This is a genomic window from Vreelandella indica, from assembly GCF_037070225.1.
GTDB classification, from domain to species: domain Bacteria; phylum Pseudomonadota; class Gammaproteobacteria; order Pseudomonadales; family Halomonadaceae; genus Vreelandella; species Vreelandella arctica.
The window spans coordinates 1-16,335 of sequence record NZ_JBANSO010000024.1 but is presented as its reverse complement, the minus strand read 5'-3'; the positions used below and the strand labels follow the sequence as shown (position 1 = coordinate 16,335).

Sequence of the window (16,335 nt, the reverse complement as noted above, 5' to 3'; positions counted from 1 at the left end):
GTTTCCCCGCGGGGTTGCCCTTTATTTGGGGGCCGCCGCTGACATTTCAAGGGCTTTTTTATCACACACTTTTTTCACTTCTGTGCCGCCAGTGGCTTAATCGACTTTTTTACTGACAACCACCATGGCCGGGCGCACTAAGCGTCCATTAAGCAAATAGCCTTTCTGCATAACGTCCATCACGGTGTTGGGATCGAGATCCGGGTTAGGCACCATGGTCATGGCTTCGTGCACCTGCGGGTCGAAGGGCTCACCGTGGGGCTCAATGCTTTCCACACCGAACTTGTTGAGTACATCCACCTGCATTTTCAAGGTCATGGAAACGCCTTCACGATGCACTTCCGATGCACCCTCTTCCATGGTCTCAAGCGCTTTTTCCAAGCTATCAACGACCGGCAGCAGCTCTTTAACGAACTTCTCCAGGGCAAACTTGCGGGCTTTTTCGGCTTCTTGCTCGGCGCGGCGACGCACGTTTTGCGCTTCCGCAGCGGCGCGCAGGGCTTGATCCTTGGCTTCGGCTAAGCTCTGCTCTAATTCACCTACCTGAGCGGCCAGCATTTCTGCTTCAGGATTATCGACACTGCCTTCTAACGACTCTTCGTCATTGATCAATCCTTCCAGCTCGCCTTCCATCAAGCGCTCTTCGGCGGCCTGCTCTTCCGCTTGCTCGGCGCCATCTGCTTCTTGCTCGTGGCGGGCTAGCTCGTCATCCATCGGTGTTTGCGGTTCTTTCGCCATGTTGTGCTCCTATTAAGTAGGGCGCTGCCACGCGGGCGGCGCGCAAAGAAGTAAGCTGTTAGTTACTAGCCTTAACTGATCATGCACGCTATATGGGGGCCATAAATTCCATCTCAAGAGGTGCATTGAAGTGAGTTATTAACTACTGTATAAATCAACAACTATTGGATAAGTATCCAGCTTCTGTGCTGTACCGCCTCAGGAGGCGCCATGCTTACTCAGCTAGCCATTCAAGATTTCGCTATTGTTGACCATCTAGAGCTCGACCTAACCGGCGGCATGACCGCGATTACCGGGGAAACTGGCGCGGGCAAATCGATCCTGTTAGGTGCCCTTGGGCTCTGCCTGGGCGAGCGCGCCGACGCCGGAAGCGTGCGACATGGCCGCGAGCGTACGGATCTCTCCGCGCGTTTCGACATTCAGCACCTGCCCGCCGCCGTCGAGTGGCTAACGGCGCGGGAACTCCCTGCTGAGGAGTGCTTGCTGCGCCGCGTGGTGACCGCCAACGGCCGCTCCAAAGCGTGGATTAACGGCCACCCCGCAACTATTTCAGACCTGAAATCACTGGGCGAGCAGTTAATCCAGATTCATGGTCAGCACGCCCACCACGCCCTGATGCGCGAGGAGACCCACCTTTCTCTGCTGGACGATTACGCGGGCCTAAACGATGGCACCACTCAATTAGCCGAAACGTTTCGCGAGTGGCGCAATGCGCGCCGTCAGCTGAAAAAGCTAAGCGAAGAAGGCAGTGAGGTAGAAGCCAAACGGCAGTTGCTGCGTTATCAGGTAGAAGAGCTGGATCAGCTCGGCCTGGCGGAGGGCGAGCTGGCGACGCTGGAGGAAGAGCAACATACGCTCGCCCACGCAGAAGAAACTCTGCGCGAGACCCAGTTTGCTGCCGACTGCTGTGCCAGTGATGAAGGCGGTGCACTCTCTTTACTCAACCAAGCCTTCGCTCACTTAAGCGCGCTGCCAGGTAGTGACAAAGGCACCCTGGCGAACACGCTTGCCATGCTGAGTGATGCGCGAATTCAGGTTGAAGAGGCCTCTAGCGAACTCAACCGACTCGCTAGCATCACTGAATTAGACCCCGAGCGGCTCGCCTGGGTTGAAGAGCGCATGACCGATGTCCACCGGATTGCCCGTAAGCATCACGTTGCCCCAGAAGAACTATGCGCCCTGCATACTGATCTACAACGAGAAGTCGCGCAGTTAGAAGAGGGTGGCAATGACCTGGAGGCACTGAGTGCGCGAGTCGTTGAGCTACGCGAAAGTTACCGCCAGGAAGCGAAAAAAATCAGCGAGAGCCGCCAAAAAGCCGCGCTTCGTTTAGGCAAGGAAGTGCAGCAACAGCTGGGCTTTTTGGCCATGGGCAAAGCCCGCTTTGAAGTAGAGGTCACCGCGAAAGAGGCGCCATCCCCTGAAGGCCTTGATCGTGTGCAATTTTTGATCAGTGCCAACCCCGGCCAGCCTGCGCGGCCATTGACCAAAGTCGCCTCCGGCGGCGAACTGTCGCGGATTAGCCTGGCCATTCAAGTGGTCGCGGCGACACACTCAACGGTGCCAAGCCTAGTGTTTGACGAAGTAGATGTAGGCATTTCGGGCGCGACCGCAGAAATCGTTGGTCAATTACTCCGCAAGCTAGGTGAAAATGGTCAGGTAATGACGGTAACTCACCTACCGCAAGTGGCGGCCCAGGCGCATCAGCACCTGCATATCGAGAAACAGGCGAAACGCGACACCACGCTGACCCAGATGGCACTACTTGATGAACAGGGGCGCATCAGCGAACTGGCGCGGATGCTGGGCGGCGTGACGCTCTCTGACCAAACTCTCGCTCATGCCCGTGAAATGCTGCACGCAAGTCAGCGCCCACCGCACTGATTAGAAAAGCATCGAACGGGACGTTATACGCGGCAAAATAAAACGCCCCTCATTACCTGACAAATTCCATTGATGGCGAATTTAAACAGGTAATGCAGGGGCGCTCATATTTTCGAGCCGCGAGCAGTGTCTATCCACGAACATTATTTCTTGTTCGTTGGCCCGCTGTCTTGGCGGGTCACATCGGAGCCACGCGGACGAACATAAAGCACTAGCGCATGATCCACTAACTCGTAGCCATGCTCTTCAGCGATCTCTTGCTGACGACGCTCAATGATTTCATCAACAAACTCAATGATTTCACCGCTTTCCAGGCACACCATATGATCATGGTGATCCTCTTGGGTCATCTCAAATACTGCGTGGCCACCGTCGAAATTATGACGAATAACCAACCCTGCCGACTCGAATTGAGTCAATACACGGTATACAGTTGCCAGGCCAACATCTTCGCCCGCATCAATCAGTGTTTTATACACTTCTTCCGCGCTAAGGTGGTGCTGACCCGAAACATTTTCGAGAATCTGAAGTATCTTGACGCGCGGCAGGGTCACTTTCAGACCGGCTTTGCGCAATTCATGGTTCTGATCGGCCATGGTCGCTCTTCGCAGTAACAGGTTAGGTCGGGTATGATCAACCGAAACCACGATAGTGAAGAATAGGCCCAAATGCAAAAATTGACTCGAATCATCACGCTTTCCGTTGCCCTGACCGTTGTTAGTGGCTGCAGCTACGTTGGCGTGTACAAGCGCGATATTCCCCAAGGCAACCTGGTCACTCAGGAGATGGTGAGCCAACTTCAGCCCGGCATGACTCAAGAGCAGGTTACTTACGTGATGGGCAGGCCGCTGTTAGAAGCGCCCTTTGATGCCAACCAGTGGGACTATGTATTTCGTTTAGACAAGGCGTACGGTGATGTAGAACAACGCCGCGTTACGCTCACTTTCGACCCACAGGGCCGCTTGGTGAACATTGAGCAAGAGGGTGATTTATCGGAAGCGCTGCCGCTCGACGGTGAGAGCAGCATGGGGCCAGCAACGGAAGGTGTTGACCCAATGGATGCGCTACCCACAGAGAGCACGCGGGCGCCAATACCGCCGAGTGCGCAGCCTGTTTCACAGCCTTAAAGCAAGCTTATCTATCGCCCAGAGTCGCTCGCTTGGCGCTTTGCACGCTCCAAGCGAGCGACTTTTGGATCGATAGCCAGTGGCCGGTAAACTTCTACTCGATCTCCTTCACGCAACAACTGGGTGTCGGGGTCGCGTAGTGCTTTGCCGAAGATCCCTAGCGGTGCCTGAGAAAATGTGCCATCAGGCATGTCAGGGAATAGCGTCGGTAAATCAGCCAAGGCAACGGCCTGACGTGCGGTGGTGCCCTCAGGCACCCGTAGCGCCACGATGCGCTGCTTAGACGGCAGCGCGAAGGCTACCTCAATTGCGAGCATCTCACCGGCCATACAGCTCGTTTGCGCGCTTGGTGAAGGCATCGACCAACTGCCCCGCTATTTGCTGAAAAAGCTTGCCGAAGGCCATACCGAGCAGCCGATTGGCGAATTCAAACTCCATTTCTAAACTGACCTTGCAGGCGCCCTCCCCCATAGGGATAAACAGCCAGCGACCTTTTAGACGTTTGAAGGGCCCTTTTACCAGCGACAGCTCAATACGCTCAGGTGCAAATAAGTCGTTACGTGTGGTGATGGTTTGCTCGACGCCGGCGCGCCCAAGAGTCATTTCGCCGATTAGATGCTCATCATCATGCTCGACCAAACGCGCATGACGACAACCGGGCAAAAATTCCGGGTAGCGTTCGAAGTCGTTAACCAGATCGAACATTTTCTGGGGGGTGTGCCGCACCAAGGCGGAACGATTGACGGTTGGCATTGACCTCTCCGCTGACTTCACAGTGCCCAAAGCGTATCATGGGAAACATTATTTCAGACTCTAAATGGTATCACGCCTCCCCAAATAACGAAGGGGATGCCACTGACAGATTAATTATGAGGTTCCATGGCCACTAAGAAAGGTAATAGTAAGGGGCCCGGTAGCAGCGTTATCGCCCAAAACAAGAAGGCACGGTTTGAGTACCATATCGATGAGACCTTTGAGGCAGGGCTTTCGCTGGCGGGCTGGGAAGTAAAAAGCCTGCGTGCTGGCAAAGCGCAGCTTACCGACACCTATATTTTGGTGCGCAATGGCGAGGCTTTTCTGCTGGGTAGCCACATCATGCCGCTCAACACGGCAAGTACCCATGAAATTGCCGACCCGACTCGCACGCGTAAATTGCTGTTGCATCGCAAAGAGATCGCCAAGATCTTTTCGATCACCCAGGACAAAGGCCACACCTGTGTGCCCCTGAAGCTTTACTGGAAACGCAATAAAGTGAAGTGCGAATTGGCACTGGTGACCGGTAAACAGCTGCACGACAAGCGCGCCACTGAAAAAGATCGAGATTGGAGCCGTCAAAAAGGTCGAATTATGCGGGAACATAATAAGGCATAACTGGTCAATCAGGTGTGAGCACGTTAGAATGCTCACTTGTAATAAGGGGGCGACATGGTTTCGACGCCGGTGACAACCCTTGCGGTGCATGCCGAGAGCGTGATGTATCTCGTAAATCCCACATCACGAAAAATAGTCGCAAATGACGAAAACTACGCTCAAGGCGCGCTAGCAGCTTAAACTGTTAGCTTCTTGTCTGGCCCCAAGGTGATGTGCCTATTCATCACTGAGGGGATACGAGCTAAAGCTGATAGGACCGCGTTTGGTGGTGTCTTCTCGCCAAGCGTTAAACTTTAGAAGGCTCGCGTGGCTGAATCCTGATCGTCGGAGTCAGTCGTGTTAAATCAAATGACGAAATCTAAGCATGTAGAGCCAATAGGCGCGTGCTGGCGGACGCGGGTTCAATTCCCGCCGCCTCCACCACCTACCTAAATTCAGATGCTTCCACATAGGTCTGAATGATGCAGAAAAGCCCGCCCCGAGCGGGTTTTTTTGTGCCTGTATGCTTTCCAATATACCCATACAGCATTGCGCACCGTGTATCCCTGCGTGTATCCTTTTCGATATAGTGAACCAGAGGGATACAAAAATGAAACGCTCCCAGATTAAGCGCCGCCCGCTGGCTGACACGGTATTGGCGACACTGGAACCCGAAGCAAAAGAGTACCGGGAGAAGGACGACGATAAAGGGCTGCACTTTCGCGTAAAGCCTAACGGCTCCAAGTCGTGGCAGCTTCGCTATAAGAAGCCAGACGGCAAGTGGTCGTGGATTGGCTTAGGCGGCTATCCAGATACAAGCGGTAGCTTGGCACGTAAGAAGGCCGACCAGCTTAGGGCAGACGCGGCCAATGGAGAAAACCCTATCGTCGCCAAACGGACAAGGGAAGTAGAAGCCCTGGAAGCTGCTAATAGTACGTTTGAAGCACTGGCAAGAGAGTGGCACACCAACAAGCGCCAGAATTGGACGGACGGCACCTCTACCCGCGTCATTGGCTCGCTGCAAAAGCACGTATTCCCCAAGTTTGGTAAGCGCCCTTTCACCGATATAACGCCAATGGAATGGTTGGAGTTCCTACGCAGCCTAGAGAAGACCGGGATCATTGAGCAGACTGGCCGCATACGCGCTATCTGCCGGGAAGTGTACGACTTGGCGCTAGTGAGTGGTCGCATCACGTACAACCCATTGGAGAGCCTGCATAAGCACCTGTCCACCCGCCGGGCAACCAACTATTCCCACGTTAGCCAAGATGAACTGCCCGCCCTGCTACGTGCCATTGGCTCTTATCCCCATGCTGAAGATGTACGCCTTGGCCTGATCTTGCTATCACGCCTCGCTGCCCGACCTTCAGAACTAAGAGAAGCCCGTTGGGAAGAATTCGACCTAGACAAAGCACTCTGGACGATCCCCGCCGAGCGCATGAAGCGCCGCCGTGAGCATACTGTTCCACTGCCCAAACAGGCTATTGAAGCCCTTCAGAACCTCCACCAACTGACCGGATACCAACCGCTTCTATTCCCTGGACGCAGCGACAAGACAGCGCCACGCTCCAACACGGTATTCATCATGGCATTACGCCGCCTTGGTTATGAGGGACGCCAGACCGGGCACGGTTTCCGGCACATCGCTAGCACGATCCTGAATGAGCACGGCTATAACGCTGACCACATAGAGGCACAGCTATCCCACGTTAAAGACGGTGTAGCAGGCGTCTATAACAAAGCACAGTACATCGAGCAGCGCCGCGTGATGATGCAGTGGTACGCCGATCACCTGGACAACTTACAGCGTGGAAACGTTGTAGAGATGAAGAGGGCTTGAAGATGGATGATCAGATAGCAAACCTGATTGCCTTGAAAGAAGGGATCGAAGAATCACGCCCTGACAATGCCGAGGAATTACTCGCATTGGTACACAAGATGCTTTGTGCGCATCGCTCTCAATACGAGGTCATCGAGAAATTTGGAAAAGAGTTCCTGGCACCGTCTTACGATGGGTACGGCGACGAAACCAACAAACAGCGCCATAGCAGGATGGCAGAAATTGCAGCGGGCACAGTATCGCCTAATTTCACTCTGCACCTATTTGCCCGACTAGAAGATGCGGGGCTAGCAATGATCCGCCCTCTGGTTGACCTAGCGCAAACGCGAAAACCGAAAGAGATGGTGCTGCCAGACGTGGAAGAGCAGGTAATTGAGAATGGCAAGCTGGTTACTTACCAGCAGCCTAACCCTCTGAAAATGCCACCTAAGCAGCTTATTGAGAATGCCGACCTTCTCCACAATGAAGGGCGACAGGGAGGCGGCAGGAGTAGAGGTGAAGGAATGCAGAAAGAAGCCGCTGCCAGGATGGCAAAAGCTCAACAGATATGGGAAAAACTTGCCGCCGATGGGCGCTCCAAACACGGCATTGCTACCCTGGTGGCCAAACGGATGGGGGTACACCCAAAGACTGTAAGGGAATGGCGAAGAGCCAACTGGGGGAAAAACTAAACGAACCCAAGCTAAGCACAACGAACATTCAGTATCTCACCATAAGAGCGTACTCATGCATACGGACGCGTTCTTATGAATATCGAAGCACTACCCAAAGACCAAAAGCTAATCACCAAGCCCAACCTGTGCCGCGCGATGGATATGACACGCAGCGGCGTAGATAGACTACTCAAGACCGACCCCAACTTTCCCCGTCCACTGAAATTCGGCGATAGCCAACAATCTACCTGCTACTTCTGTGTGAGCGAGTTTAACGCCTGGCTAGAGGCCAAGCTGGCTGAGCGGGGTGCTGCATAATGACCTTGCAACGCTCACCAATGCCGTTATATGCTTCATGTGCTGGCGCAAAATCGTCAGCCGGGCGTAGGAACCCGTTTATCTCTAGGCGCAACAGCGCCCCCATATCAGCAGGCGCTTTTTTTGTGCCCGCTGAACGTCATGGCGGCTGTGCGTGGGCAAGCTTCGGCTTGGCCGGTTTCCTAGAGTGCCGGTTTCCTACCCTGCGTACAGTCGCCACCCAATCCCGTAGGAAGGATCGTGGCGACTCCTCAACTCTAGGAGTGTCACCAATGACGGCATCAATCCGCCTATCCAACCTGGTTACTCGCAGCCTTAAAGGCCGCGCCGCTGCCCACCGTGCAATGGCCAAAAGCGCCTTGTTTGCCGATAGCAGCGCCAGCGTTCGCCTCCGCAAGTACAACTCCCACATTGAAAAAGCCCAACAGTTAGAAGCCCGTGCCCTCAATGCCGTTTCCGGCAAAGGAGGTGCAGCATGATTACCACCCACCACATCAACGAATGCACCACCGCCGACGAATTGCACGACCTGATGCATGATGCCGTCGTGGACTTCCTTCAAGCGCCGCTTTTGCTCCGGGACGACGCTGGTTTCTCCGAGCAGGCAGATAAATGGCGTGAGGAAGCGGCTAACGCTTCGGCTGATGACGCCGCCGCCATGGAAGATCTGGCCAATCTGTTTGATGCCGCCGAAGAGCATCTTCAGGAGGTGCTGTCATGAGTCGCGTTCAGCCCCAGCTCGAAAAGTTAGACGATCTATTCGGCACCATTAGCGGCCTTACCCACATCATCCAGGAAGATCTGATCCGCAAGGCCAGCGAAGGCGAAAAAGCGATATTCGATGATCATCATATTGGCTGCCTGCTATCCGCCATTGATGAACTTGCCAATCGTGGTTACTGCGCCCTGGATGCCATCGATCACGCCTCGCAAGAGCAGGAGGTGCGCTCGTGAGCGACTTTCAAGCCTACAACGAAGCCAGTCAGCATCTTAATATTCTGCGTAACACCGTCGCGCTGGTGGAGATCGCGCTTAACGATGCCGCTGAAGGTGATAAGCAGGTTGCGCCCCACGTCTTGGCGGCTGTTTTGTATGGTACCCAGCACCACCTCGATACGTTAGAGCAACTTACCACCCGCCTCTTTCAAACCACTGCACACAAGCCCCAGCCAGTCCCCGACCCCGGTACCAAGCTCACTGGCCTACTTCGCACGATGCGGCAAGAAGCTGCTGATGCAGAAGAGCGTGGCCACGAAATAATGCCTGGCGCACTTACTCACTACGCGCACCTGTTTGAAGAAGCCCTTGCAGCTAGCCAGATGCAATCGGAGGTATCCCATGGATAAGGCAGCCATTCAGCACATTATGCTCGACGTCGAGATTGCAGAGATTCGCTTTGAGCACGCTAGCGCGCTGTTTGACGCCATCGCAAAGATGCTTGAAAGCGGTGAACACAAGACAGCGGCACGCCTAGCCAAACTTGGGCATGAAATCACCCGGGAAGGTGCTGACGATGTAAGTGAGCTAGGCGGTTCGATTGAGCAGGAAGGGGGCAAACAATGAGCATCTTCGACAACCCTCAGCATGCCCTTGTTGATCTAATGCTTAACGCCATTAGGGAAATTACCGACGAATTCGACGACTGTTTCTTGGGCTATCTGGTAAACGAACTGGCACCAATGAATGGCTTCAGCCGAAAGATGGCCCGCAAAGAGTTGCGCCGCTTGGCAGGTAATGGCTTGATCGAATATCACTTGGTTGAAAGCGGAGTCTCTGTGCGTCTTGTGGGAGGTGAGTGATGCCTGCACCCACAAAGCAACAAGCCCCGGCCCTCAATAGAGGAGCCGAGGCCCGTGCAAGCGTCCTGCCAACGCAAAACCAGTATAGCAGTATCGAGCAGGCGTTAGTCGATGCCTTAGCCGCTTATGGCGTTACCGGGCTGGCAATCCGCGCAGATGGTGCCCTGCACCGTTTTGATAGTGCCGACAAGCCTAAAGGCAACCGTAACGGCTGGTATGTGTGCCCTTCGCTGGAAGTGGGCGTTTATGGCTTCTGGCATACCGGAGAGCAGCACACTATCGGCATTGGCGGCGAGATTGACCCCACAGCCGCCGCTGAGGCCCGTTTAGCCTACCAGCGGGCACGGGAGAAACGCGAGGAAGAGCAGCGCCAGCAACACGCCAACACAGCCGACCAGACGCGCTGTGAATGGCCGCTGCTGGTGCCTGCAAGCCCTACCCATGCCTACCTAGCCACCAAGGGAGTAAAACCCCACAACCTACGCCAGATGCGCGGCCTGCTGGTGGTCCCGCTTACCGATGGGCATCGCCTAGTGAATTGGCAGACCATCGCACCGGATGGGGCCAAATACTTCCAGACAGGTGGCAAGGTGAAAGGCTGCTATTCCCCAATAGGAAATATTGTGCAGCACCAACCATTGCTGATAGCTGAAGGCTGGGCAACCGCTGCCACCCTTCACGAAGCGACAGGCTACGCGGTAGCTGCTGCCATGAATGCGGGCAACCTGCTGCCGGTGGCGAAAAGTCTACGCGAGCGCTACCCCACGCACCCCATTATTGTATGCGCTGATAACGACCATGGCACCACTGGCAATCCTGGCGTGACCAAGGGCAAGGAAGCCGCTTCAGCCATTGGGGCGCGCTGTGTGTGGCCTGAGACTCACGAGGGCGTTACAGACTTTAACGACCTATCACGGCTAGGGGGAGGGCTGGCGCTATGACAGCAGCTCCCAACCTTCGAAAAGTGGCCGCAGCCGTGCAGGAAACAGTCAACGAAATGCGCCTGAACGCCGTTAGCTTACCCGGCCTAATTGGCATGGATTTACCAGAGCGCACAATGCTGCTATCCCCATGGCTGCCGTCAAGCGGCTTGGCGATGGTTTACGCACCACGCGGGCTGGGCAAGACTTGGTTTGCAATGGGCGTTGCCTACGCTTGTGCGTCAGGAGGCGATTTTCTTGGATGGGAAGCGCCCGAGCCAATCCCAGTGCTTTATATCGACGGAGAGATGCCCGCTGTGGCGCTTCAGGAACGCTTTGTAAGCATTGTGAACAGCGCCCCCTACCAAGCCCCGCCCGATAACCTACAAATCCTTACGCCTGACCTACAGGAGCGCGGTATGCCTGACTTGGCCAGCCTAGAGGGGCAACTTGCTATTGAGCCTTTCACCGATCCCGCCAAGCTGATCGTGGTGGACAACATCGCCACACTATGCCGCAGCGGTAAAGAAAACGAAGGTGAGTCATGGCTAGGGGTTCAAGAGTGGGCACTGCGTATGCGTGCCCAGGGCAAAACCGTGCTTTTTGTTCACCATAGCGGCAAGGGAGGCCAGCAACGTGGCACCAGCCGACGAGAGGACGTACTTGATACGGTCATAGCCCTACGCTATCCCAAAGGCGAGGAAGACGCCCAGGGGGCTAAATTCGAGCTTCATTTTGAAAAGAATCGTGGTTTCTACGGCGATGATGCTAAGAGCCGTGAAATAGAGTTAGTAAGCGCACCAGGCGGACGCATTTCTTGGGCCTATCAATCCCTACAGGACAGCACGTATCAGCGTGTCGTTTCTCTGCTTAACGAAGGGCTCACCCAAGTCGAAGTTGCGCGAGAACTGGAGATTAACAAGTCCAACGTCAACCGACACGCGAAACGTGCCGAGCGCGAAGGGTTATACACCAAGCCTAAGCGGGAGCCTAAGCCATGATGCCCACTGATCCAAAGTTGCGGGTTGCGCCCCCTAGGCAACGCAACGCGCAACTTTCGCAGAAAGGAAGCGCAACTTTTGCAGGTGATGGCGCAACCGATAGCGCAACCGTCGATTTAAAAACTCTTGCAAACAGGTACTTGCAGAGAAAAGAGCGCAACCAGCAACGCAACCAAGCCGCAACCGAAGGCCCAAAAACAGCGCAACTTTCAGAGGATTATCAGGGGGTAAAAGTTGCGCCAGCCACAGAAGGTTTTACCTACAGCGAGGAAGCTCCCGATTGGTTAACGTGGATCGCTACACAATGCCCCCTAGCGCCGGAAGATCGCCGCCATGTTGCCATGGGGCTACTACGCCTTCATCCACGTATTCAGCAACGTATAGCCGAGCGTTACGTTGAAACCTGGCAGATAGCAGCAAGCTTAGAGCCGAAGCCACACCGTAAAGATAATGCAGGTCGCAACGCTGCCAATTTGGTTATCACTCGACTAAAGCGAGAGGGTGAGTATGCCCGGTAAACCACCCGCCCAAGCCTACGCCGACAAGCGCCACCATGAATTGAGGGAGGCAGCCGCCATGCTAGATGAAGCCATCATCGAAGCCCGCCGCCTGGCGGCCAACCTTCACGGTATCACCCCGGACGTTGCACACAGCGCCTACATGGTGTGGATAGCGCTGGGGTCAGACCACGATCATGAAACCCTAATGGGGTGCGCGGCCACGCTGGAAACCCTCGACCAGCGGCTACCAACGGGCACACTGGCCGCCCTGGTGCGTGTACGGCTTTCACGCCTGCAAGGGCTGGTGAATGCCTTGCTTGATGACGACACCCAGCCACCTGCCGCCTGACCTGGAGAGCACCGATATGACTGACTTCAGCCAATTAACTACTGAGGAGATTGATGCCTTCTTGGTCGAGCATCAACACGCACTTGATATGAGTGGCATAGAGCCAGGGGATGTTACTACGAGAGTCGAAAACGGTAGTGCTGTTATCGAAGCCCGCGAATACGGCTTTGCAATACTTCAATTGACAGAGGCTCCGGATGGCTTAGTTCCGCACCTTTGGGCTTTATATATCGACCCTGATCGCCGTGGTCGCAGGATGGGCATGGCATTTCTGCGATATCTGTTGAAGAAGTATTCACGCGAATACTGCATGAGCCTGGTCTGCCATGGGCCGCGACGCCGCGCATTCTTTGGGCGCGCTGGCTTCTGCATCGAAAGCAAAGATGGAGAATACCGCCGTATGACAACGGCAGATCGAGAAACGCGGCTACGCTTGATGTGAGGTTCACGGCATGACCCGCATAGGATCAAGACGCACAAAGCGGCGCACCAACAAAGAAGCCCACCAGACTTACCCGGGAATGAGCCAGGGGCCTGATGGGCTGTTCTCATCATAGTGCCCTTACCCGGATATGGACAAGAATATTCGCACCCGGAAAAGACTAAGTAAGATTAATCAAGCATGGTGAAAACTGGACGCTCAACCAACAGGAGCGTACCCCATGCACCAGAACCATATCGATACTTCCGAGCAGTCAGAGCAAATAGCACTGCTCAATGATGTGGAAGGCATCCTCGAAGCCCTAGCCAATGAGCTGCTCGATGTGGCCGCAGGTGAGCAGCTTACCCAAGGCCGCGCCATTCTCGGACTAGCGGGTATTGACCTGGCCATTTCCGCCCTTCGTGAATGCATCCTCCTCCAATGCATGGATGCATCAGGCGAAGAACCCGACGCGGACGAAGGCTAATGGCTGGCGCACGTAGGCCAGCGCCAGCCAACAACGCCGCTAACCTGAAGGGCGCCGCGGCTGAGGCGCGCAAGGTTCAGAGCGAACAGCTTAGCGAGCGCGCTAAGGCTGAGAACATCCTAAGCCCCGAGCAGCTGCGTTCGGGCAATGTGCCGGTCAATGCCGCCGGACTGATGATGACCATGCTGGGCGGCGAGATTCGCCCCATGACGCCCGACGACCTAGCGCAGCTTCGCCAAAAGGCCCGCGAGCTAGGCCGCCGCTTTGAAGGGGGCATCACAGCGCGCCAAGTGGTTGATATGTCTCTGTCTGAAGACAGGAAGCGGGCCCGTACTCAAATCACCACGGTCATACCCGCTGGCGCACGTGCGCTGAAGGCAGGCGGCAAGGTGACTGCCCTGGAAGTGCGTTTCATGACCAACGCAGGGCCTGATAGCGATGTAAGCCGTCACCACATCATTGTGGAGTTTACCGGCTACGCCGAGCAGGTCATTGCAGGCGAAGACACGCCCCAGCGAGCAGCCTGGCAGCTACGCAAGAAAGGCATCCGGTTTAACTGCGACTGTGGCCGCCACCGCTACTGGTACCGGTATTTAGCCACCGTAGGCAACTACAACGCAGGCCCGCGTGAAGACGGCTTCCCCAAGATTCGAAATCCCAACCTCGTGGGCGTGGCCTGCAAGCACGTACTGCGCGTGATGTCGGAGATCGAGGCAGGTAACGCCGTGCAAATGTTCCTTGCCCGCGCTATCGAGAAAGGCCGTAAGAGCGGCGATGGCAGTGGCCACATACGCCAGCTTCAGAAAGACGCCGATCGTATGGCTGACAAGCAGGCGGCACGGCCTACCGGTGGGCGCGCTGTGACGGGCGATAGGGAGTTTGACCGTTCCCGGGCATCGCTGCGCAAGGCAAGCCGGGCGACCACTACGAAGCCGAAGAAAGTAGCCAACGGAAGCAAAAAGGCGCTGTCTCTGGCGAGGATGAATACCCCAGATGCTGAAGCCGCCTTCATGGGAATGGCATCCGAGCTGGGTATCGACCGTGCCGAAGCGCTTATAGCAGGGCTACGCAATGCCAAAAAATAACGCGCCTCTCACGCCACAGGAGCGCCAGCGGCTGGAAGATTCGCTTAGCCGCCGCGTTATCACCGGCGATCGCGGAGCCCACAACCAGCTATGCGTTTTGCGCCGGATCTGGAGTAGGCAAGCCCAGCAATCAATCACCGCTGCCCATGAGCAGCTCCAACACCTCATTAATCACCGCTAAACGGAGAACTACCCATGGCTAAAAAAACCACAGACCTCAAAACCGCCGCTGTTCAGCTTGATGTGCTTACGGACCCACGCCTGGCCGCCGAAGGCCAGAGCCTACTGGCACGGCTTGATAAGCTAAATGCAGATTTAGCACGAGCGCCGCGAAAAGCCCGTATAGCGCTGCTACTAAGCGAGAACAACTGGTCTGTTACCGACCTGCTGCTAAGTCTAAAGCTTCAGGTCGAAGATGCCGAAGCGCTCAATGATGCGGTTAGCAAAGAGGATGGCCGCCTGCAACGCCAAAAGAAAACCTTAGACGATGCGCTTCAGTCGGTCACGACAGCATTGATGAACCGAAGGAGCCGTTTCAAAGATGAAAAGACGGGCCTTGAACAACGCATAGAGTGTTTGAAAAGCCAGCAACTCAAGTCGATCCAGCAGTTAACCGAAGCTGGTTTAACGTTTGAAGAGGCAGAAAGTCGAGCAAAGCCGCCTCAGTCGGACATTCAAAAATTAACTTCAGAGCTTCGTTCACTGCCCTCAATTGAAGAGGAGGTTCAATGGCGCTTAGGTAGCTACGTTCATCGCCTACAGATGCATGAGCAAGCCAAATCGCCCCGGGAGCTAACCGCATGAGTATGAGCAACGTGACGCCTACCCCGGCAGAGATCCACGCCATCCTTGAAGAGCAAACCAAGGAGTTGCTGAGCGCGCTAGAAACGTACCCGGCAGTGCAGCGCTTTCAGGCCGATAAGCGGTTATACGGTAACGATGAAAACGCTTTAAAGGCTGCCATGATGCGACTTCAGAATGCCCGCCTGCTGTTAAAAGCGGTTTATAAATGCGCTGAGGGAGAAGATTGATATGGCAACGCGGCTTTCTGATATGCGGGTTACCGCTGCCGCACCAGGTGGGGGCATTGGCCCCCACTGGGACGGTATCAATAAGCACCTAATCGCTAGTATCTACGAGGTGGGCCCTAACGGCGACCCGCTTTACGAGAACGGCAGCATCCTTCAGTGCTTGTTCGTGGATGATGCCAACCTAGAAGCAACGTTCGACTGGCGATCGCCGTTTGAAAACTCGGGCTCAGATTCACTTTCACCCAGTCTTAGCGCAATGCTCCAATCTGGGACGATTCAGCCAATTATTGAAACCGTGAGGGGGATGCTATCCAGCGAAGAGAGGGAGAAGTTCGACAAAGCCACGCCGGGTAGCTTCGCTGATAAAACGACCGCCGCCGTTGAGCATGCGCGAGGACGTACGGGCATTACCAAGCTAAACAGCACCCAGGTTTTCACTGGCATGACCCCTATCAAGTTGAACGTGACGATCATGCTTCGCGCCTGGCGTGACCCTCAGACAGAAGTAGAGGAAGCCATCAACCTTTTAATGGATTGGGCGTTACCTCGCTACTTAGCACCTGAGGGAACGCTACTCACGGCAGCACTAGATTGGGCGGGCTCTGAAAACAGAACGGCAAAGTCATTGGTTGAAGCTGCGCTGCCGTCTGAAGTGCCGGCACTGCTGGCCGTTCGCTACAAGCAACGTGTTTTTGCACCGCTGGTTGTTGAGTGCGTATTCCGCCCTATCGTGACCGCCCATTCCGTTTGAACGTGACCGTCTGTTCTGGATGATGGTGACCGCGCATTCCGTTTTATCGTGACCGATTTTGGGCAGTTTTCCGGAATCGCC

At 55.2% G+C, this 16,335-nt stretch carries 27 protein-coding genes and 1 other RNA gene; 24 read left to right on the top strand and 4 right to left on the bottom strand.

Features of this window, described 5'->3' with window-relative positions; translation table 11 throughout:
- Positions 1-96 precede the first annotated feature (96 nt).
- On the bottom strand, positions 97-738 hold the full coding sequence (gene grpE, locus V8L71_RS15750) for a nucleotide exchange factor GrpE (protein ID WP_336274717.1): 642 nt from the start codon (positions 736-738) through the stop codon (positions 97-99).
- A 210-nt stretch (positions 739-948) separates the two neighbouring features.
- Between grpE and recN the strand changes: the two genes are divergently transcribed.
- On the top strand, positions 949-2,622 hold the full coding sequence (gene recN, locus V8L71_RS15745; RefSeq protein ID WP_336274716.1) for a DNA repair protein RecN: 1,674 nt from the start codon (positions 949-951) through the stop codon (positions 2,620-2,622).
- Positions 2,623-2,765: 143 nt separating this feature from the next.
- Here recN and fur read toward each other — a convergent pair whose 3' ends face one another.
- Positions 2,766-3,218 carry a ferric iron uptake transcriptional regulator gene (gene fur, locus V8L71_RS15740; RefSeq protein WP_007111850.1) on the bottom strand — a complete coding sequence of 151 codons (453 nt, stop codon included), beginning with the start codon at positions 3,216-3,218 and terminating at the stop codon, positions 2,766-2,768.
- A gap of 72 nt (positions 3,219-3,290) precedes the next feature.
- On the opposite strand from fur, the gene bamE reads away from it, so the two are divergent.
- Positions 3,291-3,749 carry an outer membrane protein assembly factor BamE gene (gene bamE, locus V8L71_RS15735; RefSeq protein ID WP_336274715.1) on the top strand — a complete coding sequence of 153 codons (459 nt, stop codon included), beginning with the start codon at positions 3,291-3,293 and terminating at the stop codon, positions 3,747-3,749.
- 11 nt (positions 3,750-3,760) lie between these two features.
- On the opposite strand, the gene V8L71_RS15730 is transcribed toward bamE, so the two are convergent.
- Both V8L71_RS15730 and V8L71_RS15725 read right to left on the bottom strand, forming a co-directional pair.
- Positions 3,761-4,078, bottom strand: coding sequence for an RnfH family protein (locus V8L71_RS15730; protein WP_336274714.1), 318 nt, complete (start codon positions 4,076-4,078; stop codon positions 3,761-3,763).
- Entirely contained in the window at positions 4,068-4,502 is a 435-nt protein-coding gene (locus tag V8L71_RS15725; RefSeq protein ID WP_336274713.1) for a type II toxin-antitoxin system RatA family toxin, read from the bottom strand. The genes V8L71_RS15730 and V8L71_RS15725 overlap by 11 nt, the downstream gene beginning before the upstream one ends.
- Before the next feature lie 126 nt (positions 4,503-4,628).
- Here V8L71_RS15725 and smpB point away from each other — a divergent pair, with 126 nt between their 5' ends.
- The 22 genes from smpB (at position 4,629) to V8L71_RS15615 (ending at position 16,254) form a co-directional block, all read left to right on the top strand.
- Positions 4,629-5,120, top strand: coding sequence for an SsrA-binding protein SmpB (smpB, locus tag V8L71_RS15720; RefSeq protein WP_008958772.1), 492 nt, complete (start codon positions 4,629-4,631; stop codon positions 5,118-5,120).
- Between the two features lie 45 nt (positions 5,121-5,165).
- Positions 5,166-5,543, top strand: a transfer-messenger RNA (tmRNA) gene (gene ssrA / locus V8L71_RS15715).
- Positions 5,544-5,709: 166 nt separating this feature from the next.
- Positions 5,710-6,939, top strand: a complete 1,230-nt coding sequence (locus tag V8L71_RS15710) for a tyrosine-type recombinase/integrase (RefSeq protein ID WP_336274712.1) — start codon at positions 5,710-5,712, stop codon at positions 6,937-6,939.
- A 2-nt stretch (positions 6,940-6,941) separates the two neighbouring features.
- A complete protein-coding gene (locus V8L71_RS15705; RefSeq protein WP_336274711.1) occupies positions 6,942-7,610 on the top strand; it encodes a hypothetical protein in 669 nt (222 codons plus the stop codon).
- A 75-nt stretch (positions 7,611-7,685) separates the two neighbouring features.
- Positions 7,686-7,910 carry a hypothetical protein gene (locus V8L71_RS15700; RefSeq protein ID WP_336274710.1) on the top strand — a complete coding sequence of 75 codons (225 nt, stop codon included), beginning with the start codon at positions 7,686-7,688 and terminating at the stop codon, positions 7,908-7,910.
- A 272-nt stretch (positions 7,911-8,182) separates the two neighbouring features.
- Positions 8,183-8,389: a hypothetical protein gene (locus V8L71_RS15695; RefSeq protein ID WP_336274709.1), complete on the top strand. Its 207-nt coding sequence runs from the start codon at positions 8,183-8,185 to the stop codon at positions 8,387-8,389.
- Positions 8,386-8,631, top strand: a complete 246-nt coding sequence (locus tag V8L71_RS15690) for a hypothetical protein (RefSeq protein ID WP_336274708.1) — start codon at positions 8,386-8,388, stop codon at positions 8,629-8,631. Before V8L71_RS15695 ends, V8L71_RS15690 begins: the two co-directional genes overlap by 4 nt.
- Complete coding sequence (locus V8L71_RS15685; RefSeq protein WP_336274707.1) at positions 8,628-8,864, top strand: hypothetical protein; 237 nt, start codon at positions 8,628-8,630, stop codon at positions 8,862-8,864. The genes V8L71_RS15690 and V8L71_RS15685 overlap by 4 nt, the downstream gene beginning before the upstream one ends.
- Positions 8,861-9,256, top strand: coding sequence for a hypothetical protein (locus V8L71_RS15680; protein ID WP_336274706.1), 396 nt, complete (start codon positions 8,861-8,863; stop codon positions 9,254-9,256). Before V8L71_RS15685 ends, V8L71_RS15680 begins: the two co-directional genes overlap by 4 nt.
- Positions 9,249-9,473, top strand: a complete 225-nt coding sequence (locus tag V8L71_RS15675) for a hypothetical protein (RefSeq protein WP_058578199.1) — start codon at positions 9,249-9,251, stop codon at positions 9,471-9,473. The genes V8L71_RS15680 and V8L71_RS15675 overlap by 8 nt, the downstream gene beginning before the upstream one ends.
- Positions 9,470-9,709, top strand: a complete 240-nt coding sequence (locus V8L71_RS15670; protein ID WP_336274705.1) for a hypothetical protein — start codon at positions 9,470-9,472, stop codon at positions 9,707-9,709. Before V8L71_RS15675 ends, V8L71_RS15670 begins: the two co-directional genes overlap by 4 nt.
- Complete coding sequence (locus V8L71_RS15665) at positions 9,709-10,650, top strand: toprim domain-containing protein (protein ID WP_336274704.1); 942 nt, start codon at positions 9,709-9,711, stop codon at positions 10,648-10,650. The genes V8L71_RS15670 and V8L71_RS15665 overlap by 1 nt, the downstream gene beginning before the upstream one ends.
- Complete coding sequence (locus tag V8L71_RS15660; RefSeq protein ID WP_336274703.1) at positions 10,647-11,630, top strand: AAA family ATPase; 984 nt, start codon at positions 10,647-10,649, stop codon at positions 11,628-11,630. Before V8L71_RS15665 ends, V8L71_RS15660 begins: the two co-directional genes overlap by 4 nt.
- On the top strand, positions 11,627-12,148 hold the full coding sequence (locus V8L71_RS15655; protein WP_336274702.1) for a hypothetical protein: 522 nt from the start codon (positions 11,627-11,629) through the stop codon (positions 12,146-12,148). Before V8L71_RS15660 ends, V8L71_RS15655 begins: the two co-directional genes overlap by 4 nt.
- Positions 12,138-12,479, top strand: a complete 342-nt coding sequence (locus V8L71_RS15650) for a hypothetical protein (RefSeq protein ID WP_336274701.1) — start codon at positions 12,138-12,140, stop codon at positions 12,477-12,479. The genes V8L71_RS15655 and V8L71_RS15650 overlap by 11 nt, the downstream gene beginning before the upstream one ends.
- A complete protein-coding gene (locus tag V8L71_RS15645; protein ID WP_336274700.1) occupies positions 12,451-12,921 on the top strand; it encodes a GNAT family N-acetyltransferase in 471 nt (156 codons plus the stop codon). The genes V8L71_RS15650 and V8L71_RS15645 overlap by 29 nt, the downstream gene beginning before the upstream one ends.
- Before the next feature lie 220 nt (positions 12,922-13,141).
- Positions 13,142-13,387, top strand: a complete 246-nt coding sequence (locus V8L71_RS15640) for a hypothetical protein (RefSeq protein ID WP_336274699.1) — start codon at positions 13,142-13,144, stop codon at positions 13,385-13,387.
- Positions 13,387-14,472 carry a hypothetical protein gene (locus V8L71_RS15635; RefSeq protein ID WP_336274698.1) on the top strand — a complete coding sequence of 362 codons (1,086 nt, stop codon included), beginning with the start codon at positions 13,387-13,389 and terminating at the stop codon, positions 14,470-14,472. Before V8L71_RS15640 ends, V8L71_RS15635 begins: the two co-directional genes overlap by 1 nt.
- Positions 14,459-14,653 (top strand): hypothetical protein, encoded by a 195-nt coding sequence (locus V8L71_RS15630; RefSeq protein WP_336274697.1) that lies wholly within the window; start codon positions 14,459-14,461, stop codon positions 14,651-14,653. Before V8L71_RS15635 ends, V8L71_RS15630 begins: the two co-directional genes overlap by 14 nt.
- Before the next feature lie 14 nt (positions 14,654-14,667).
- Positions 14,668-15,276, top strand: a complete 609-nt coding sequence (locus V8L71_RS15625; protein ID WP_336274696.1) for a hypothetical protein — start codon at positions 14,668-14,670, stop codon at positions 15,274-15,276.
- Positions 15,273-15,503 (top strand): hypothetical protein, encoded by a 231-nt coding sequence (locus tag V8L71_RS15620; protein ID WP_336274695.1) that lies wholly within the window; start codon positions 15,273-15,275, stop codon positions 15,501-15,503. The genes V8L71_RS15625 and V8L71_RS15620 overlap by 4 nt, the downstream gene beginning before the upstream one ends.
- Before the next feature lies 1 nt (position 15,504).
- Positions 15,505-16,254 (top strand): hypothetical protein, encoded by a 750-nt coding sequence (locus V8L71_RS15615; protein ID WP_336274694.1) that lies wholly within the window; start codon positions 15,505-15,507, stop codon positions 16,252-16,254.
- Positions 16,255-16,335: the final 81 nt, after the last annotated feature.

What these genes read in the sequence shown, in the direction of transcription:
- V8L71_RS15710 (WP_336274712.1), top strand. Translation starts at nt 5,710, where the DNA reads ATGAAACGCTCCCAGATTAAGCGCCGCCCGCTGGCTGACACGGTATTG.
- V8L71_RS15700 (WP_336274710.1), top strand. Translation starts at nt 7,686, where the DNA reads ATGAATATCGAAGCACTACCCAAAGACCAAAAGCTAATCACCAAGCCC.
- V8L71_RS15620 (WP_336274695.1), top strand. Translation starts at nt 15,273, where the DNA reads ATGAGTATGAGCAACGTGACGCCTACCCCGGCAGAGATCCACGCCATC.
- V8L71_RS15730 (WP_336274714.1), bottom strand. Translation starts at nt 4,078, where the DNA reads ATGGCCGGTGAGATGCTCGCAATTGAGGTAGCCTTCGCGCTGCCGTCT.
- V8L71_RS15645 (WP_336274700.1), top strand. Translation starts at nt 12,451, where the DNA reads ATGACGACACCCAGCCACCTGCCGCCTGACCTGGAGAGCACCGATATG.
- V8L71_RS15635 (WP_336274698.1), top strand. Translation starts at nt 13,387, where the DNA reads ATGGCTGGCGCACGTAGGCCAGCGCCAGCCAACAACGCCGCTAACCTG.
- V8L71_RS15695 (WP_336274709.1), top strand. Translation starts at nt 8,183, where the DNA reads ATGACGGCATCAATCCGCCTATCCAACCTGGTTACTCGCAGCCTTAAA.
- V8L71_RS15705 (WP_336274711.1), top strand. Translation starts at nt 6,942, where the DNA reads ATGGATGATCAGATAGCAAACCTGATTGCCTTGAAAGAAGGGATCGAA.
- bamE (WP_336274715.1), top strand. Translation starts at nt 3,291, where the DNA reads ATGCAAAAATTGACTCGAATCATCACGCTTTCCGTTGCCCTGACCGTT.
- V8L71_RS15630 (WP_336274697.1), top strand. Translation starts at nt 14,459, where the DNA reads ATGCCAAAAAATAACGCGCCTCTCACGCCACAGGAGCGCCAGCGGCTG.
- V8L71_RS15640 (WP_336274699.1), top strand. Translation starts at nt 13,142, where the DNA reads ATGCACCAGAACCATATCGATACTTCCGAGCAGTCAGAGCAAATAGCA.
- V8L71_RS15725 (WP_336274713.1), bottom strand. Translation starts at nt 4,502, where the DNA reads ATGCCAACCGTCAATCGTTCCGCCTTGGTGCGGCACACCCCCCAGAAA.
- V8L71_RS15650 (WP_336274701.1), top strand. Translation starts at nt 12,138, where the DNA reads ATGCCCGGTAAACCACCCGCCCAAGCCTACGCCGACAAGCGCCACCAT.
- V8L71_RS15665 (WP_336274704.1), top strand. Translation starts at nt 9,709, where the DNA reads ATGCCTGCACCCACAAAGCAACAAGCCCCGGCCCTCAATAGAGGAGCC.
- V8L71_RS15625 (WP_336274696.1), top strand. Translation starts at nt 14,668, where the DNA reads ATGGCTAAAAAAACCACAGACCTCAAAACCGCCGCTGTTCAGCTTGAT.
- fur (WP_007111850.1), bottom strand. Translation starts at nt 3,218, where the DNA reads ATGGCCGATCAGAACCATGAATTGCGCAAAGCCGGTCTGAAAGTGACC.
- recN (WP_336274716.1), top strand. Translation starts at nt 949, where the DNA reads ATGCTTACTCAGCTAGCCATTCAAGATTTCGCTATTGTTGACCATCTA.
- V8L71_RS15690 (WP_336274708.1), top strand. Translation starts at nt 8,386, where the DNA reads ATGATTACCACCCACCACATCAACGAATGCACCACCGCCGACGAATTG.
- V8L71_RS15660 (WP_336274703.1), top strand. Translation starts at nt 10,647, where the DNA reads ATGACAGCAGCTCCCAACCTTCGAAAAGTGGCCGCAGCCGTGCAGGAA.
- grpE (WP_336274717.1), bottom strand. Translation starts at nt 738, where the DNA reads ATGGCGAAAGAACCGCAAACACCGATGGATGACGAGCTAGCCCGCCAC.
- V8L71_RS15675 (WP_058578199.1), top strand. Translation starts at nt 9,249, where the DNA reads ATGGATAAGGCAGCCATTCAGCACATTATGCTCGACGTCGAGATTGCA.
- V8L71_RS15655 (WP_336274702.1), top strand. Translation starts at nt 11,627, where the DNA reads ATGATGCCCACTGATCCAAAGTTGCGGGTTGCGCCCCCTAGGCAACGC.
- V8L71_RS15670 (WP_336274705.1), top strand. Translation starts at nt 9,470, where the DNA reads ATGAGCATCTTCGACAACCCTCAGCATGCCCTTGTTGATCTAATGCTT.
- smpB (WP_008958772.1), top strand. Translation starts at nt 4,629, where the DNA reads ATGGCCACTAAGAAAGGTAATAGTAAGGGGCCCGGTAGCAGCGTTATC.
- V8L71_RS15615 (WP_336274694.1), top strand. Translation starts at nt 15,505, where the DNA reads ATGGCAACGCGGCTTTCTGATATGCGGGTTACCGCTGCCGCACCAGGT.
- V8L71_RS15685 (WP_336274707.1), top strand. Translation starts at nt 8,628, where the DNA reads ATGAGTCGCGTTCAGCCCCAGCTCGAAAAGTTAGACGATCTATTCGGC.